Source organism: Mucilaginibacter sp. UYP27, from assembly GCF_040547175.1.
GTDB lineage: Bacteria > Bacteroidota > Bacteroidia > Sphingobacteriales > Sphingobacteriaceae > Mucilaginibacter.
Window position 1 is genome coordinate 221629 of sequence record NZ_JBEPPE010000003.1, and the last position, 17647, is coordinate 239275.

Consider the following 17647-nt stretch of genomic DNA (forward strand, 5'->3'; position numbering starts at 1 on the left):
TATGAATAAGGCAGATTTAGACGCTCGTTTAAAAAACGATGCAACGGAAAACAAATTTATTATCGACGGTGATTACATCGTTTTTGATAAGAAATCAAATCTTAGCTATGAAGTAATTCCTCATTTTACATTAAAGGAATTACTAACCGCTAACCCTGTGAGTAAAACGCGTCTTAGTAAAGGAATACTTCTTTCCCTTAATACACTTCGGGAAACGGTCGATTGTCCTTTTACTATTCGTGCTTCTTACCACTCACCCGAATATCATATCTTATCGTTCGGCTCCCATGATAGTGATCTCTACACAACTGGAAACGCCTTGTCAATCGGCGTTCCTGCTGACTTTGTAGAACCTTTATTGAACGCTGTTCAATCTGATATTAAAATTGGTGAGTATGGTGCTTACCCATGGGGCTTGCACATCGGTTACACTAAGGATGCGAAAACATGGGATTACCGAAAGGATGCGCCCAAAAACCAATTATTAACTAACTTTTTAACAAACGACAAAATGAAAAACATTGCATTGATCGGTGCTGCTGCTGCGGCCGTTTGGTTCTTTTTTATAAAAAAGTAGAACTCTTTAATTCCCCTAATTAACCTACTCCCGCTCCCTAATAAGGGGCGGGTTTATTATTTTAAAAATGCCACTTTTTAACTCGTCTTATAATAAGGATTACCACATTGTAATTTACCCCCTTGCTCGGTTTGGGAAAAAAAGAAAAGCCTTTAAAGTTTCACCTAACCGATTACATATTTACTTAGGCTCTGCTAACGCAAATACAGTCCTTCTAAAGGCTTCAAAAATGCGAACGGACAAACTCCGCTTGCTCTTTAGAAAACACGGTACGGTCTATATTTATCTTAAATAACTATGAGATTTTTATGTTATGATATCCAGTATCATCAAACATTTACAAAATTCTACTTCAGGGCTGAAACGGGTGACCTGAAAATTAACATTAGCATCCCTGCTAATAAAGATCAAACTTACTTCCTAAATAAACTTTATTCATTCGACCTTAAACCACCTCAAAATGGAGAATGTACTAATGTCGCAAACTCTTACTATAGAACTAATAATTGATAACGGCGTTGTCGATTTCAATTTATTTAATGTTCCAAAAGAAGTTTGTCTCCCACTTGCTAACGCTTTAAAATGGGATTATCAAAAAAAACTCGGTGCCTCGTGTGCAACTGAATTTCGCCGTGATCGTGCTTTACAGCATGACAGGCATATTGAGCACTGCAAAAAAAACGGTATCACACCGAATCAGATTTTTCTTGACTTCCCTATTGATTAACCATTTAAACCCTTAAAAATGTTACAATTTTTACATAAGGCTGCGCTGCTTATCGGCTGCGCTGCATCTGCCTTAATTATATTAAGGCTTCCCCGCATTCTGATTATTTCTATATCAGATATATTTAACCCTAAACCTTAGACCTTCCATCAATGAAACGTTTGACCAAAAAAGATAGGAAACTCATATTAATGAGATTTCTAAAACAGAAACAATTAACTCGCGGTTTCGTCGATTTTTATTCTATGCGAACTTCATTTCGCCGGTACATATTATCACTTTCTCAACGTTCTCACCGCTTACACTATTTCATAAATAATTCAAGCCCTTTAAAATCACGCTTTTGATATGCAAAATAAAATATATCCATACGTTCTTTTCGTTTACCCTCCTTCTCTCCCTCCCCCTGCTTTTAGTGAACCTAAAAAATGCGATAGCTTGGAGGCTATTAAACGCCGTAATAAACGTAATTCTAAACGCAGGTAACTAACTCAAATGATTGACACAATTTTATTTAAATTAAACAATGTATCAAAATATCCTCTTACGCTTACTAAATTCGAACACACAACCCGAACAGGAGAGACAAACTTCATGGTTGACAAAGATACTGGCGAATGCTTTGAAAATCACAAGGTTCGGGCTATACTTCATCATGATAGTGATAGTATTATTCCACTTAGCAAGCGTGCTAAGCTGCATATTCCTTCCAGTAATTATAATCTATCCTATTTCTATAATATTACGCAGGATTTCATAACTTTTGAATTTAGTATTCCGAAATATATGTTCGGTACTAATATTTTACAGTTTATTAAATATTTTAAACAGGATAGTACTACTATCTACAATTACCTTTTAGACTTTGTAAAAGGCTTTTTTATAAAACATACATACGATATAATCAACATGGCTGACGTTGAATTGTTGAGGCTCGATTTATGTTATAATCAATTCTTTAATTCTAAAGTTGATGCGCTACGGTATCTCGGTGAGCAAAAAGAACTATTGCAAAAATTTGCTATGTCGTCTAAAAATAAATATCGCTGCTATGATAGTAGCTTTATTTATACAACCAAAAGGTATTCTTTTAAAATCTATCACAAAGGTGAGGAGTTTAAAATTCATGACCGTAAAGAGTTAGCCAAAAAAAATCCTACTGGTCACTCTTTAAAGGATCTGCAAGAGATAGCCGATAAAGTACTTCGTTATGAAGTTACTTTCCGAAAGGCTCAAATCGATTACCTCTTTGAAAAAAACGAACTTCATACCAAATATGTTTCGTTTTTAAAAAATGAAAATGCCCGAAAGTCATTCAGACAAACTAACCGTTTGTTTTATGACAGGTGTATTACATTTTGCGAACAAAGCAAACATTATGTTTTTGCACATATTTCCCAGCATGACGCAATAGAAAAACAAACGGTTGCTTTTGATAGCACAATCTTTGCGGTTATGTTTAATTTCTTTTGGGATATAGTAAAGAAATATCAACTTGAACGGAAGACAAGCCTGGGCGAAGTAAAGTCAAAAATTATTGAACTCAATAATAAAAGAGATACCGCAACCTCTAAAGGGTTGCGGGGTAAGCTGTCATATAATAACAATATGTTAATGGCCTTAACTCTTTTAACAGAACACACGACCTTAGACGAACTTCGGCGGTCGGGTCTGTTTGGACGTTCTTCATTTTTTGTCTATCAGAAAAAATTAAAGGAACTCGGTATAACTTCAAATAACCGAATAACTGATATGGCAATTCCTGACCTCGATTATTCAGACTACCAACATTACTTCGGTCACCATCATTTAAAATAAATTATTATTTTAGCTAAAATTAAATTTATGAAATATTTTTTATTGCTTTTTATGATTATAACAATGGATGTTGTTAATGGTCAGTCCGTAACATATTATTCACACGGTGCGGAAGCTTGGCAGTGTATTACATTGGTTATACCTCCAAAAAATAATAAAGCAGGTAAAATGTTTTATACCTCTTCTAATTCTAAAATAGTAGAAACTATAAAAGAATTAAAAGATATAAGAACGGATACAATATCAGCTTCTTATATAACTATCGGATTATCTAAGCAAAGATATATTCTTGTCGCGCCTGCTGACGCTAAATACCTTATCCTTTCAGATGACAAGCAAATTACATCTACAGTATTTTACTCTGATAGTAAAATGCTTAATCCCGATAGTGTTACTACTTCGCCACCTTCTAAATCTTCAGTGAGTCAATTATTGTATTATGGTGCGAAACTGCTAAAATTTATGTTGTAGTTTAGCCGTAAATAAGCCCCGCTAAGACATCTTTAATATTAGGCAGTAAAACATACCTCCTAATCTTTTAAGTGTCTTATATCGCAAATTCGTTTAAAATAACTTTTTAAAATGCGATAGAGTGGGGGCGAAGTTTTTACACAAAATAAAAATTATTAGACTGACATTCAGGCAGTTATAATTTTGCTATTTTATATATGGTTTATACCTTATATATTAGTAAAACTAAATCGGACGTGATGTTAGATTTAGTGCATTTGCCTTTCTCGAAGGCAATATAATAGTTTCAAATAGTGTGTTTCGATACACTAAGTCTTTTTAAATTTTCAGTTACCATACTGTTAATTATTGGAATTAAATATAATTGAAAGTAGAAGCTGCAAGCTAAGATTTGAGGGATTTCACCGGTGCGTTTGGATTATATAAATATAACAAATTCATATCAGTCGTAAATTGTCTGTCATAGGCCATATCAATCTATAATTGTCAGTAATGGAACATGTTTAGCCAGATAATAGTAATACTAATAAAAGTATTTTAAGACTTGCTTAAATTTAAATCACACCATTATGGATTTACAACTCATAAATAAAATAGCATTAGTTACAGGTTCAACGGCTGGAATTGGATACGCCATCGCAAAATCATTAGCAACCGAGGGCGCAACCGTATACATCAATGGCCGCGATCAACCTAAGGTTGATACGGTAGCTCAGAAATTAATCGCAGAAACAGGTAACCCAAATATTAAAGGCATAGCTGCCAATTTTGGCAATATAGCGCAAATAAATGCTTTGATCGAAGCTTTGCCCGAGGTTGATATTCTGATAAACAACGTTGGCATATTTGAGCCCAAAGAGTTTAAAAACATTACCGACGAAGATTGGATGCGCTTTTTTGAGGTTAATGTTTTAAGCGGCGTGCGTCTATCACGCGCATATTTTGATAAAATGTTGGCCAAAAACTGGGGACGTATCATATTTATTTCCAGCGAATCGGGATTGCAGATACCAGAGGAAATGATTCATTACGGAACATCTAAAACCGCCCAGATAGCCGTTGCCCGCGGTTTGGCCGAACTTACAAAACACACTAATGTTACTGTAAATACCGTATTGCCCGGCCCAACCATGTCCGAGGGAGTTGGCGATTTTGTAAAAGCGCTTGCCAAAGATCAGGGTAAAACAGGTGACGAGATCGAAACTGAGTTTTTCTCTCACATGCGTGGCACATCCATCATAAAACGTTTTATAGAACCGACGGAAATTGCTAGCATGGTTACCTACATAGCCAGCCCACTTTCATCAGCAACCAATGGCGCTACTTTACGTACCGATGGTGGCGTTATTAAAACAGCGTTTTAGTTTTAAAATATATCAAAAAAAAATCCCGCGCAAATTGCACGGGATTTTTTTTTGATATAAAGACCCAATTACATTTTCTTGGCGGTATCTTTTACTGCAGTATCTGTTTTAGCAGTATCTGTAGTTGATGCAGGTGCTACGGCAGCTGCAGAATCGGTTTTTGTGCTGTCGCTGCTACCGGTTTTTTTCTCAGAACTGCAACCTGCTGCAATTGAACCTATCATTGTCGCGATTAAGGCGAAACTTAAAACTTGCTTTTTCATAATAGTATAATGTTAAAGTTGTGTGATTAAAATGTTCGTCATATTATAAACCCTTAAAAATCAACTTTGTTTACTAAAAGTTTCCTTTAAATGTTCAACGGATACACTAAATGGCATGTTTTCAGGGACTTTACATGTCAAAAAAACATTAATATTATTAAGCTAATCCAGTATTTTAAACGATATTTTTCTGATATTTAACGATGATGGCAGTATCAGAACGCGCTTTAAAATGGATTATGCGCCTCTACCCTCCTTTGTTATTTCAGCGGATCTGGGTTGTTGGTTTCGACAAGGATTTCAGAGGTGTTAGTGTTAAGGTTTATAAAAGTATATTTAACCAAAACTATAATGGCTCAATTTTCGGCGGGACAATTTTCGCTGCGGCCGACCCATTTTACCCGGTTCTGTTCGACAGGATATTGAAAGCGCCAGGTAGCAGGTTTCGTATCTGGTCAAAATCATCCAGGATAGATTTTTTAAAACCGGCCCTCTCCTCTTTATCTTTCCGTATTTTATTGACTGATGTTGATATTGAACTGGCCTTACAAGCGTTAAATACCACCGGTAGGTATGAAAAGGTTTTTCCGGTAATGATATATAACAGCAGCAACGAAGTGTGCGCACAATTAATGAACGAAGTTTATATACGCGACCTTAGTTTTAACCAGACAATAATCTTGTAATATGCCTGTTTTTATGAATGATGAGGCCTTCATCAAAAAAGGCTACCAGATCTCGATGGATGGCTCCCTGTTAGATTTTGAGATGATTTTTAATTATCTTGACGGACAATCGTATTGGGCTAAAGGTATGCCGCCCGAAAAATTACGCAAAGCGATAGAAAATTCGATGTGCTTTGGAGTTTATAAGAATAGCATCCAAGTTGGTTTTGCCCGTGTGGTTAGCGACAAAGCTACATTTGCTTATCTGTGCGATGTGTTTATTTTGCCGGCCAATCAGGGTGTTGGTTTATCTAAATGGCTTATGCAAAACATTATGGCCCACCCCGATCTGCAGGGGTTGCGCAGATGGTCATTAGCTACTTTGGATGCACATGGTCTATACAAACAATTCGGGTTTACCGAAATCAATAATCCCGAAAGATGGATGCAGATTTTTACGCCATATATTGCAGATTAACAAGGATTTGAAATGAATTTAAAGCGACAGATTTTTGAGGGCGAAGGCGTATCACTTGACTTTAAGAAAACTATAACCAGTTGCGAAAAAATAGCCAAAACTATGGTGTCGTTCGCTAATAACATTGGTGGCAGGTTATTAATAGGCGTGCTGGATGATGGTACTATTAAAGGTGTTAAGGCCGAAGATGAAGAACGTTATATGATAACAAAAGCAGCCCATTTTTTTGCACGGCCTGCCTTAGAGCCTATTTTTGAGGAAGTTTATTTTGATGGCAAACTGGTGCTTATTGTAGATATCCCTCAAAGTTCCGAAAAACCCCACTACTCACTTGCCGAAGATGGCAAATGGTGGGTTTATATTCGTGTTAAAGATAAAAGCGTATTAGCCAGTAAAGTTGTTGTTGAGGTGCTTAAACGTTCTGCCGATGATAAAGGGGTACTAATAGAATACTCATCTAAAGAAAAAGCCCTTTTAGAACACCTGGATAAAGAAGAACGTATTACCGTTAAAGAGTTTTGCTCCTTGCTAAACATTGGCCGCAGGCGTGCGCAACGTGTCCTGGTAGACCTCGTATTATCCGGCGTGCTACGTGTGCACACTACCGAGAAAGAAGAGTTTTACACAGCTTCCTAATTTACGGGACTATTCGTTACTTTTGCTCCCCGCAAATAAATGAAAGCCCTGTACCAAAAATATCAATTTTACTATCGCGATAGCCTGAAACTGGCTATCCCTATTGTATTGTCGCAGATAGGTCATACGTTGGTGCATTTTTCAGACACCGTCATTATAGGGCAATTTGCGGGTACAATTGCTTTGGCTGCTGTAGCATTATCTATCAGCCTGTTCATTGTACCCTTTGTAATGGCCTTGGGTATAAGCTATGGCATTACCCCATTAATTGCCCAACACAATGGCCGTAAAAATTACAGCGAGTGTGGCAGGTTGCTTAGCAATAGTTTAGTTTTGAACGTAATTACCGGGGTAGCATTGTTCACCATATTTTATGTCGCTGTCGAGTTTTTTATCGGCAAACTTCATCAATCGCCGGATGTTGTGCTGCAGGCTAAACCATTTTTGATTCTGCTGCTTGCATCACTTATGCCATTGATGGTTTTCAATACCTTTAAGCAATTTGCCGAGGGCTTGGGCTTAACCAGGCAGGCCATGTATATCACCATCGCAGGGAATGTAATAAATATAGTGGTTGGTATAGTTTTAGTGAAAGGCATGTTTGGCATAACGCCGATGGGCATTAAAGGCGTTGGTTATAGTACATTGATTGACCGTTGCCTGATGGCTGTTGCTATGTGCATCTATGTTTTCAGGTCACCTAATTTTAAGAAATATTTAACTGATTTTGCCTTTAAGAATATCGATGAACAACGGATCAAGCAGCTCTTGAAGATAGGCATGCCGGTTGCCATGCAGTCAACCTTCGAGGTAAGCGCGTTTGGCGGGGCATCTATTATTATTGGTACCATTGGCTCGGTACCACAGGCAGCGCACCAGATTGCGCTTAACCTGGCGAGTATGACTTACATGATGGCGGCCGGGGTTTCTTCGGCATCGGCCATACGGTCGGGTAATTACTTTGGCTCCGGAGATCATTATAAGTTGCGACTATCGGCTATATCAAACTATCATATTGTGATCGTATTTATGTGTTGCACAGCCATCATTTTCACGATGCTAAACCAGGTACTACCGTGGATGTACACTTCGGATTTAAGCGTGATACACATTGCACAACAGCTACTTATAGTAGCCGCATTTTTCCAGTTATTTGATGGTACGCAGGTTGTTGGCCTTGGCATATTACGTGGTATGGGTGATGTTAAGGTACCAACCGTGTTAACATTTCTGTCGTACTGGGTAATAGGTTTGCCGGTAGGCTATCTGTTGGGGATCACACTTGGTATTGGCGTGGTAGGTGTTTGGTTTGGGTTGGTGGCCGGTTTGGCCTCCGCATCATTGATGCTGTTTCTTCGCTTTCAAAAGATCAGCAGAAGTAATAACCTTTTTATTATCGACGATTTAAAAGTATAGATCGTTTGCTACACGATAAGTATTGCAATGCGCCTCCACAATATCTTTTATCTGCGGCGAATACCCGCCGCCCATGCTTACCTGCACCGGGATATTATGTGATTTACATTGCTCAAACACAAATCGATCACGCTGTTTGCAAGCTTCTTTCGAAAGTGCCAGCTTGCCCAATTTATCCGATTCCAAGATATCCACTCCTGCTAAATAAAAAACGAGATCAGGCTTTTGATTCTCGATAAGGTTAGGCAAAGCGTCATACAAAAGGTTTAAATAAGCCTCATCTCCTATCCCATCGTCCAGCGGTATGTCAAGATCCGACCGCTCCTTCCTGAACGGGAAATTCTTATCGCCATGCATCGAAAATGTGAATACCCGCGGTTCGTTCCCGAAGATCTGCGCGGTGCCATTGCCCTGGTGTACATCTAAATCAATAATTAATATAGACGTGGCTAAATCGCTATTCAACAAATAGTTAGCAGCGATGGCCTGGTCATTCAGCATACAGAAACCCTCGCCCCAATTGCTGCCGGCGTGGTGAGTGCCACCAGCAACGTTAAAGGCCACGCCATATTCAAAAGCATAGCGGCAACCATCGATAGTCCCCTGCGCTATCCGTACCTCACGCTCTACCAATTGCGCGGATAATGGGAAGCCTATCCTCCGTTGCTCTCTTGGTGGTAAGGTAAGGTCTTGGAGTTGATGCCAGTAATCAGCGTCATGCGTTAGCAGAATAGTTTGTTCATCAACAGGTTCTGGCGAGAACAAATTGTCTTGTGTAATTATACCTTCATGCAGCAGTTGTGCAGGTATCAACTCATACTTTAACATCGGGAAACGATGACCGGGCGGTAATGGGTGCGCGTATATCGGGTCGAAAGCTATTTTAAGCATCTGTTCTTAGTCGGCAAATATCTCGCCAACGTGTTTCTCTATGTTCTGGCAGATGCTATCCAACGGTAAATCGTTGGCATCGTAACCAAACGGGTCTTCAATTTCTTCGGCAATCAGTTCAATACTGGCAAACACAAACAGTATAAACCCGATGATCGGCATAATAAAATACTTCAGATCAAAAGCCCAGGTAAACGGTAGCGTCATGATATAAGTGAAGATAAACTTCTTGATAAACACACTGTACGAGAACGGGATCGGTGTTTTACGTATGCGCTCGCAGCCGCCACAAACATCTGTAAATGAAGTTATTTCGGCGGTTATGCTCACCAATTGCTCCGGGTTTATTTGCCCCTCTTTATTTAAACGGTAAACGTTTTTTATGATGGCCGATGCGATTTGGTTAGGAACATGTTTTGTACCATCAGTAGCTAATAAGGCTTGGTCGCCCGGCACATACTCATCACGTAAATGCTCCTTAAGAGAACGCGCGTAAAGTGGAATGGCATAGTTGAAGAATGCCGCGTCTTTATCATTTATAAGATGCTTAAGTTTCATAGCTAAATTGCGGCTATTATTTGTAAGGCTACCCCAGATCTTGCGCCCTTCCCACCACCTGTCATAAGCCGAATTGATGCGGAATGCCAGCAATAAGGAGAATACAAACCCGATAGTTTGATGTACGTAGATCACTTTACGCAGGATGCTGGTCTCCTCCAGTTTCCAAACATCTATCAGCAAAAAGGTAACAACGCCCGCATAGATGCTCACCGAGAGCATCAGCGGAAACAACTCGCGCAGCGTATCGGCCTTATTAAACCTGAATATAAGCGAGAACCATTGCTTTGGATTGTAGTATATCATTCTATATTATTTAACAGCTTGCAGGGCCTTAAACAAGCACTCTGCAGCTTTGTAAATATCAACATAAGAATTGTAAAGCGGCACCGGACTTAAACGGATCACATCGGGCTCGCGCCAGTCACCAATTACGCCGTTTTTTGCCAGGTAATTGAAAATCGCCCTGGCATCGCGTTTGCAAAATACCGATAGCTGGCAGCCCCGCTGTGTTTTATCCGTTGGTGTGATGATCTGATAAACATCTTCGCCGTATTTTTTATTTACCTCGCCTATCAGATACTCCAGGTAACCGGTAAGCGTTTCACTTTTGGCACGCAACACCTTGATACCTCCAACATTTTCAAACAGTTCAAGCGATGCGCGATGCAGGGCCATTAGTATAATTGGACTTGTGCTTACATTCCATCCTTCTGCACCGTTTTCTGCCTCAAAGCCGGGGGCCATTAAAAACTGTTTATCCTTTCGATACCCCCACCATCCGGCAAAGCGGTTTAGCGTAGTGTCATCAAAATGCTTTTCGTGCACAAATATCCCACTGATACCACCGGGGCCCGAATTCATGTACTTATATGAGCACCAGCAGGCAAAATCTACATCCCATTCATGGAGTTTTAGCGGTACGTTACCCGCTGCATGCGCAAGGTCGAAACCAACTATAGCACCCGCGCCATGCCCTGCTTTAGTTATGGCCTCCAGATCAAAAAACTGACCTGTATAATAATTGATCCCGCTGAACATTACCAGCGCCAACTGATCTGCATTATCAGCTATTTGTTTAAGGATATCTCCGGTACGTAAAGTGTTTTCCCCGGCGCGTGGCGATACCTCAATAATGGCATCTTTCGGGTCGAAACCATGAAAACAAACCTGGCTTTCCATGGCATATTGATCTGACGGGAAAGCGCCTGCCTCCATCAGTATTTTGAACCTTTTACCAGTTGGTTTATAGAAACTTACCATCAGTAAATGAAGATTTACTGTAAGGGAGTTCATTACCGTAATTTCGGTTTCTTTGGCACCCAAGATGTTTGATAACGGGCCGAGTAAAGACTTGTGGTATTTGAGCCATGGTTCATCGCCCATAAACCAGCCTTCTACAGCGTTATTCTCCCATGCGTCGAGCTGATCCTGCACATATTTTTTGGCTGAGCGGGGTTGTAAACCCAAAGAATTACCGCATAGGTAAACCGCAGTTTCGCCATTATGCTTAGGGATCAAAAACTCGTCGCGAAAGCTTTGTAAAACGTCCTGCTCATCAAGTTGAAGGGCAAAAGCTAAGGTGTCGTGATAAATCATTAGCCAATATTACAAAAAAAGCTGTTTCTAAAAATTAATTAAATAACAAGGCCACAAAGATATCTTTGTGGCCTTGCCCGAATAATTTTAATTAATTTAATATTATAAAGCTATATCTCCATGTTTACCCTCGTCATATTGCTTTCCGGTTAGCCTGGCTTTAAGCATATTGAACAAAACCACCATACTGCTACTGCTGCTATCCCAATATTCGGCATCGGTAGGCACAATTTTAAGCAAGGTAAGTTTTGGGTCATCCAATCCCCCGGGGAAGAATGCCTGTATAAACGGGTTCCACAATTCTTTCATTTTGGCTTTATCGTCTACCAAAGATGCTTCGGCCACAATGCTCAAATAAGTGTGGTTTTTAATATCAGAATAAGTTAACGAAACCGTATTCTCTACCGAGATCTCACTTGCCTTTGGCGAATATTCGTTGGTAAAGAACCAAATGTTGCCTTCATCATCAATATCGGCAGTGCCCATCGGCCTGCTGTTAAAACCTTTTTCTTCATTATATGTGGTAAGCATAGCTGTTCTTACCTCTTTTACTTTATCCTGTAAATATTTCAGGCTCTCTGTTTTTGACCAATCGCTGCTCATCGTGTGTTTTAATTGTTATCAGAATGTGAAGATTAAACCAACAAAAAAATTATTTGTTGGGCTTACTTACATAAATATTTCCTTTTACATAAAAACGATATGGCAGCAAAGCGTCAGCACCCGCGTAATCAACCCCTATCCGCGGGCCTGCAGCAACCTCTTCATCAGGGAAGGTTAGCCCCCTGTCTTCTATCCAAATCACATCGCTTTGCAAGCTAACCGCATTTATTTTGCGGGAGATGCCCAACGCCTTAGCAACAGACCCCGGTCCTTTGGTAATATTGGGTTTAAGTGTTTCCATATTGCGCCTACACATCATAACATCCAAACCATCAGTTGGTTGCACTGCCCTAATTAAAATAGCATGCGGGTGCCCTTCTTCTGATACCACCACGTTAAACATTTCGTGGATGCCATAGCACAGGTACACATATGATACCCCGCCTTGCATGTACATGGTTTGTGTGCGCGGGGTCACCCGGCCACCGTAAGAGTGTGCGGCCTTATCGTTAACGCCGGCATAAGCTTCTGTTTCAACAATATACCCACCGGTTAGTTCTCCCTCTATATTGGTGAAAAGATATTTACCGATCAGATCGCGGCTTATCGCCACTACATCGGGGTTATGGTAATAGCTGTCAGGTAGTTTCATTGTTATTTTAAGATATCGGCAAGCAAGGTGTTGATTTCATCGGCCCTATCAAACACCATTATATGCGTGCCGCCTACTATAACCGCTGTAGGGTTTTTAATGTTTTGGTGAGGGAAAACAAGGTCTTTATCGCCAATTATGTGATACAGGTTTGAAACCTCCATATCATTTCTCCAATACAATACCGCGCGCATAGCCCATTTTATAAACACAGGCGACGAGTTACGCAACATGCTTTTAAATAACGCCAAGTCATCGGAACTCATCTTACCAAACATTCCCCTTATTAAAAACCCCAGATGCGTCATCAGTTTACCGGGGATGGCTTTGTATACAGGCAGGTTCCTGAAAAAACTAAAATACCACGGCGCTTCGCTATCTGTCTTGATACTTGAGATTAATACGACCTTATCCAGCTTCACCTGTTTGGCGATCTCCACAGAGATCATCCCACCAAGCGAAACACCAATTACAATTGCTTTATCTCCTATATGATATTGATTTATGATACTTTGAGAATAAGTAGTTAAAGTATCATTAAGTTTCGGAACAAACCAATCTACAAATATTGCTTCATAACCTGCAGGCAATTTAATATTCTTAAACAAGCGGCTGTCAGCACCCAATCCGGCTATTAAATATACTTTATGCATTAAATTTTATTAATGAGATAATTTCATTAAGGTATTTGGCATCTACTGCATCAAACTGGTTCAGTTCCGAACTATCTACATCAAGTACACCTACTACTTCACCACGATGAATCAGTGGCAATACTATCTCGGACCGTGACAACGAACTACACGCGATATGCCCCGGGAAGTTTTCTACATCAGGCACTATCAATGTTTCAGCTTTGGCCCAAGAGGTACCACAAACGCCACGGCCTTTAGCGATCCGGGTACAGGCTACCGGGCCCTGGAACGGCCCCAAAACCAATTCATCCTGCTTTACAAGGTAAAAGCCAACCCAAAACCATTTAAATTGCTCTTTTAATGCGGCGGCGATGTTTGCCAGGTTTGCCACCAGGTCGGTTTCGCCATCTAATAAAGCTGCTATTTGTGGGATGAGCGATCTGTATTGCTCCTCTTTACTTGCTGATGTCGTGATTTGTAAGTCCTCTGCCATAAAGCAAATGTAATATGCCTGTGTTGAAAGTAAATAAGCCAAATCTCATATTTAATATTTTATTTTCGCAAACAGATGATCGTTAGCCTCAGCATAGTACGTTACCGGAAAGCTTTTATACCGTTTGCCCTGCTGGCCATGGCTGTACACCGCCTGCCCATGATGCTACAGAATGGTTGTAGCTTTTGGAAGTTATTGGGTAGTGGCCGTAACGGCACATTCGACCTGCAACCGGATTGGCAGCAATGGGGGCTTTTAGCAGTATGGGATAATCGTGAAGCTTACGACAGTTTCGCCAAAACATCGTTTGTAAGCAAATGGTGGCAAACCCTGGGCACTGAGAGTTGGACGCTTTTGTGTGAACCGGTACAAAGCCACGGCAAGTGGGACGGCAAAGAACCCTTTGGCAAACCCACTGTCAAAATTGAAGACGGGCCAATGGCGGTACTTACAAGGGCAACTATTAAGATGAGCAGGTTGAAAAACTTTTGGTCGCATGTGGATGAGGTAGCAAACCTAATGGTTGGTGCACCTGGCTATATAACCTCATTCGGCGTTGGCGAAGCGCCCATTTACCGGCAGGCAACCTTCTCGTTTTGGGAAAGCATGGAACACATGAAGGCCTTTGCCTATGGCAGTAAACAACACGCCGAAGTGATCAAAAAAACACGCAGCGAGGGTTGGTATAGCGAGGAACTTTTCGCCCGGTTCCGCATCATCGAAACCACCGGTACCATCAACGGAGAAGATCCATTAAGAGCGTTGTTAAAACAAGAATTTACATCATGAGAATAATAGCAGAATTACCCCATCCCGATTTTAAAATATCTATCCTGAGCATGAACCAAAAGTTTATTGTGAAGATAGAACAAGGCACATTGGAACAAACTTACAAAATCCCGGAAATGGATCTGACCGAGGGTGTAAACAGCGTTTTTGAATTGCTTGACGAAGCCTTTTTAAAAACAGTTTCGGCACGGTTTATAGAAATGGGCAAAAACTTTAGAGAGAGTTACTACAGGTGTAACTATTAGTATATATAAAGTTCATAAGTAATTGTAAAATAGTCTTTTGTATTTTACAAAATATGATAACAAAATTTAATTTGGTAAACATTTAAGTATGAATAGTTTTATATTGTGTTTTCATCATTAAGTGATAACTAACACCCCTGTAAGGTAAAACTCATAAAACGTTGAATATAAATTATATAAGTAAATAAAAAAATCAAAACAGAATAATATTTGGGGTTAAATTATGGGAGATTATCATGTTATTTGAGATATGAACGCCGCCAATGGTGAATTTAAAAAGCCGCGAATTGCGGCTTTCTTTATGACTTATTTTTCATTAATTCTTCTACCAGCAAAGGCACCCCTACCGTTGCTTTGTACGGCATTTCTACAATACGTTTATTGCTTGCCGTGGGTATGTTTGGGTCGATGATATATTGGGTTACATCGCGTTGTACATAGTTGATCAAACCGGCCGCGGGGTATACCGCGAGTGAGGTGCCAACGAGAATAAAAATTTCGGCATTAGCGCAGATCCTGGCAGCCTTTTCTATCATTGGTACAGCCTCGCCAAACCATACCACATGGGCACGCAGTTGCGACCCCAGTTCGCACTTATCCCCCATCTTGATCTTCCATCCTTCGATAGGATAGGTTAGGTTTGACTTGACGCTCGATTGCGACCTGGTGATGATGCCGTGCAGGTGCATAACGTTGGTTGAGCCCGCCCTTTCGTGCAGGTCATCTATATTTTGGGTGATGATGGTAACATCGTAATGCTCCTGCAATTTAGAAAGGGCATAATGCGCGGCATTGGGTTCTGCCGCTAAAACAGATTTCCGGCGCTCGTTATAAAAATGCTGTACCATCTCTGGGTTACGCTCCCAAGCCCCAGGCGTGGCTACGTCTTCAATGTTATATCCCTCCCACAGCCCATCGCTATCCCTGAAGGTTTTTAAGCCACTCTCAGCGCTTATTCCCGCGCCGGTAAGTACTACTACTCTTTTCATAATTAGGTTCTCTAAAATCAAATATTATAAAATGGGCACAAAAAAAGCGGTTAGCCAATGGCCAACCGCTTTTGTATATCGTATTATAAACCTACAAAGCCAGTTGCCTTTTACCGCTAAGTGCTTCGTACCTGCTTTTTGCCAGTTCAAACCCACCGAAAAGAATGGCGCCATAAATAGCATCAGCAATGAGCATGTTAGTTTCGAACGGGTATATTGCTTTAACCAACAACATACCGTAATTGGCCCAGTTATTTGGAATGCCGTAAACAAATGGCAAGTCCATAACTAACCAGTGGACCAAAACAGCTACAATAGACGCTGCAGCTACATTAAGCAGGTTTACTTTTTTAATAAGTGTACCAACAAATGTCATCAGCATAAAACAGCCATACATGAATAACGAACTGCTGTAAAATGTAAACTTACCAGCATAGATATAGTTGATAACAACATCGCTAATCAACAGTGCCAATAATGGCACCAGGTAAGCTTTCCATTTATCGGTAAAATACGCGCCGCCAAATAAGGCAACCGCACCAACCGGTGTAAAGTTGCTTAACGCGGGCACTTGAGTATTAACAATACGCATTGCAATGGCAGCAAGCACCATGGTTATAAGTACTGTTGTACGGGTATTGGTTTTCTGTAATGACATATTTTGTTACTGTAGCGCAAATTTATTGATAATACCCTGTAATATAAAATGCTATTTATTAACCAATATCACCCTTCCCGGGCTTATACCTGTAGCTATCGTATATTCCTTTTTTCCGTTCCTGTCAAAAGCGGTTAACGTGCCGTTCGAGTTAAAATCTTTTGCATCGGTAACAAATATTTCACCGGTAAGTTCATCTGCCGCAAGGGCAAACGCGCTGGCGAAGATTGTACCATCGGTTACAAAATTATTTCTTTCTGGCTTTTGTGTTTTGGCGTTATAAACGGCAATTTTATTGTCGGCGGTAGGGTAATATACAAAATCACCAAGGGCCACGATCGGGATATTGTAACCCAGGGCGACCGCAGGCTTTGATTTTACCAAGTCGGTTTTGTTATCGATAATGGTTAGCCCGGGTGCAATATCATTAAAGTTACCTAACGACAGTACGTAAACATTTCCATAAGTATCAGCGGTCATTGATACAGGGTCTTCAATAACATTTATCTTTTTAGTTTCGGTAAATGAGGTCAAGTCTACAACAGATACTGTTTTGTCTGGGTTACCAGAACTTAAACCGCCCGCGTTGGCAACATATAGCTTGCTATTTGATATCACCATCTGCTCTGGGTTACGGCCAACGGTGATATTTTTAGTGATTGTTAATGATGCTGTATCAATAACAGCCACTTTGTTGTCATATGATGTTACAAATGCGTTGCTCTTGTAAAATACAACGTTACGGCATTGGTTTAGCGCAATTTCTTTGATGAGTACGCCGGTTTTTACGTCTACCACCTTAATATTGCTTGAGTTATTTACGATGATGTACATTTTTGACCCGTATATGCCCACGTCATTCCCGGTGTCGCCTATTTTTTTGCCGGGGTTAGCGTTACCGTAAAAATCGCTGGTAAGCTGTTTGGTGGTGTAATTGTAAAAAGACAGGGTGCTGTTGTTAGCGCCATAGTTGCCCTGGTTTAAAATATACACGCCTGCCCGTTCGGCTGTGGGCTTGTCGGGTGTAACGTCAATGCGGTCCTTTGTACAGGCAGATAGTGCTGCTATTGCTACGGATAGAATGATTAGATTTTTTAGTTTAAATGATCTCATATCGATG

At 40.4% G+C, this 17647-nt stretch carries 22 protein-coding genes; 11 read left to right on the plus strand and 11 right to left on the minus strand.

Annotation, left to right across the window (positions count from 1 at the left end; genetic code table 11):
- Position 1 precedes the first annotated feature (1 nt).
- From ABIB39_RS12700 to ABIB39_RS12720, 5 genes are all read left to right on the plus strand, one after another.
- Positions 2–577 (plus strand): hypothetical protein, encoded by a 576-nt coding sequence (locus tag ABIB39_RS12700; protein ID WP_354430527.1) that lies wholly within the window; start codon positions 2–4, stop codon positions 575–577.
- Between the two features lie 460 nt (positions 578–1037).
- Positions 1038–1304, plus strand: a complete 267-nt coding sequence (locus ABIB39_RS12705; protein ID WP_354430528.1) for a hypothetical protein — start codon at positions 1038–1040, stop codon at positions 1302–1304.
- A 495-nt stretch (positions 1305–1799) separates the two neighbouring features.
- Entirely contained in the window at positions 1800–3122 is a 1323-nt protein-coding gene (locus tag ABIB39_RS12710) for a phage/plasmid replication domain-containing protein (protein ID WP_354430529.1), read from the plus strand.
- Between the two features lie 27 nt (positions 3123–3149).
- Positions 3150–3593, plus strand: coding sequence for a hypothetical protein (locus ABIB39_RS12715; RefSeq protein ID WP_354430530.1), 444 nt, complete (start codon positions 3150–3152; stop codon positions 3591–3593).
- 569 nt (positions 3594–4162) lie between these two features.
- Complete coding sequence (locus ABIB39_RS12720) at positions 4163–4957, plus strand: SDR family NAD(P)-dependent oxidoreductase (RefSeq protein WP_354430531.1); 795 nt, start codon at positions 4163–4165, stop codon at positions 4955–4957.
- Positions 4958–5025: 68 nt separating this feature from the next.
- Here the strand turns inward: ABIB39_RS12720 and ABIB39_RS12725 are convergent, their stop codons facing one another.
- Positions 5026–5220, minus strand: coding sequence for a hypothetical protein (locus ABIB39_RS12725; RefSeq protein WP_354430532.1), 195 nt, complete (start codon positions 5218–5220; stop codon positions 5026–5028).
- Positions 5221–5423: 203 nt separating this feature from the next.
- On the opposite strand from ABIB39_RS12725, the gene ABIB39_RS12730 reads away from it, so the two are divergent.
- From ABIB39_RS12730 to ABIB39_RS12745, 4 genes are read left to right on the plus strand one after another with little or no spacing between them, the layout of a single operon-like run.
- Positions 5424–5906: a DUF4442 domain-containing protein gene (locus ABIB39_RS12730; RefSeq protein ID WP_354430533.1), complete on the plus strand. Its 483-nt coding sequence runs from the start codon at positions 5424–5426 to the stop codon at positions 5904–5906.
- A gap of 1 nt (position 5907) precedes the next feature.
- Positions 5908–6363 carry a GNAT family N-acetyltransferase gene (locus ABIB39_RS12735; protein WP_354430534.1) on the plus strand — a complete coding sequence of 152 codons (456 nt, stop codon included), beginning with the start codon at positions 5908–5910 and terminating at the stop codon, positions 6361–6363.
- Between the two features lie 12 nt (positions 6364–6375).
- Positions 6376–6999, plus strand: a complete 624-nt coding sequence (locus tag ABIB39_RS12740; RefSeq protein ID WP_354430535.1) for an AlbA family DNA-binding domain-containing protein — start codon at positions 6376–6378, stop codon at positions 6997–6999.
- Positions 7000–7038: 39 nt separating this feature from the next.
- Positions 7039–8415 carry an MATE family efflux transporter gene (locus tag ABIB39_RS12745; protein WP_354430536.1) on the plus strand — a complete coding sequence of 459 codons (1377 nt, stop codon included), beginning with the start codon at positions 7039–7041 and terminating at the stop codon, positions 8413–8415.
- Here the strand turns inward: ABIB39_RS12745 and ABIB39_RS12750 are convergent.
- The 7 genes from ABIB39_RS12750 to msrC all read right to left on the minus strand — a co-directional run bounded on the left by ABIB39_RS12750 (position 8404) and on the right by msrC (position 13846).
- Entirely contained in the window at positions 8404–9306 is a 903-nt protein-coding gene (locus ABIB39_RS12750; RefSeq protein WP_354430537.1) for a histone deacetylase family protein, read from the minus strand. The two genes, ABIB39_RS12745 and ABIB39_RS12750, sit on opposite strands and share 12 nt — an antisense overlap.
- A 6-nt stretch (positions 9307–9312) precedes the next feature.
- Complete coding sequence (locus ABIB39_RS12755; RefSeq protein WP_354430538.1) at positions 9313–10170, minus strand: bestrophin family protein; 858 nt, start codon at positions 10168–10170, stop codon at positions 9313–9315.
- A 6-nt stretch (positions 10171–10176) separates the two neighbouring features.
- Complete coding sequence (kynU, locus tag ABIB39_RS12760; RefSeq protein WP_354430539.1) at positions 10177–11463, minus strand: kynureninase; 1287 nt, start codon at positions 11461–11463, stop codon at positions 10177–10179.
- A 102-nt stretch (positions 11464–11565) separates the two neighbouring features.
- Positions 11566–12066, minus strand: a complete 501-nt coding sequence (locus ABIB39_RS12765) for a pyridoxamine 5'-phosphate oxidase family protein (protein WP_354430540.1) — start codon at positions 12064–12066, stop codon at positions 11566–11568.
- A 49-nt stretch (positions 12067–12115) separates the two neighbouring features.
- Positions 12116–12718, minus strand: a complete 603-nt coding sequence (locus ABIB39_RS12770; protein ID WP_354430541.1) for a DNA-3-methyladenine glycosylase — start codon at positions 12716–12718, stop codon at positions 12116–12118.
- Positions 12719–12720: 2 nt separating this feature from the next.
- A complete protein-coding gene (locus ABIB39_RS12775; protein ID WP_354430542.1) occupies positions 12721–13371 on the minus strand; it encodes an alpha/beta fold hydrolase in 651 nt (216 codons plus the stop codon).
- On the minus strand, positions 13364–13846 hold the full coding sequence (gene msrC / locus ABIB39_RS12780) for a free L-methionine (R)-S-oxide reductase MsrC (protein WP_354430543.1): 483 nt from the start codon (positions 13844–13846) through the stop codon (positions 13364–13366). Before msrC ends, ABIB39_RS12775 begins: the two co-directional genes overlap by 8 nt.
- Positions 13847–13921: 75 nt before the next feature.
- On the opposite strand from msrC, the gene ABIB39_RS12785 reads away from it, so the two are divergent.
- Together ABIB39_RS12785 and ABIB39_RS12790 are read left to right on the plus strand one after the other, a co-directional pair.
- Positions 13922–14635 carry a DUF3291 domain-containing protein gene (locus ABIB39_RS12785; protein ID WP_354430544.1) on the plus strand — a complete coding sequence of 238 codons (714 nt, stop codon included), beginning with the start codon at positions 13922–13924 and terminating at the stop codon, positions 14633–14635.
- Positions 14632–14880 (plus strand): hypothetical protein, encoded by a 249-nt coding sequence (locus ABIB39_RS12790; protein WP_354430545.1) that lies wholly within the window; start codon positions 14632–14634, stop codon positions 14878–14880. Before ABIB39_RS12785 ends, ABIB39_RS12790 begins: the two co-directional genes overlap by 4 nt.
- Positions 14881–15179: 299 nt before the next feature.
- Here the strand turns inward: ABIB39_RS12790 and ABIB39_RS12795 are convergent, their stop codons facing one another.
- The 3 genes from ABIB39_RS12795 to ABIB39_RS12805 form a co-directional block, all read right to left on the minus strand.
- On the minus strand, positions 15180–15869 hold the full coding sequence (locus ABIB39_RS12795) for an SIR2 family NAD-dependent protein deacylase (RefSeq protein WP_354430546.1): 690 nt from the start codon (positions 15867–15869) through the stop codon (positions 15180–15182).
- Positions 15870–15960: 91 nt separating this feature from the next.
- Positions 15961–16527, minus strand: a complete 567-nt coding sequence (locus ABIB39_RS12800; protein ID WP_354430547.1) for a DUF6580 family putative transport protein — start codon at positions 16525–16527, stop codon at positions 15961–15963.
- A gap of 51 nt (positions 16528–16578) precedes the next feature.
- Positions 16579–17640 (minus strand): YncE family protein, encoded by a 1062-nt coding sequence (locus ABIB39_RS12805; RefSeq protein ID WP_354430548.1) that lies wholly within the window; start codon positions 17638–17640, stop codon positions 16579–16581.
- Between the last annotated feature and the right edge of the window lie 7 nt (positions 17641–17647).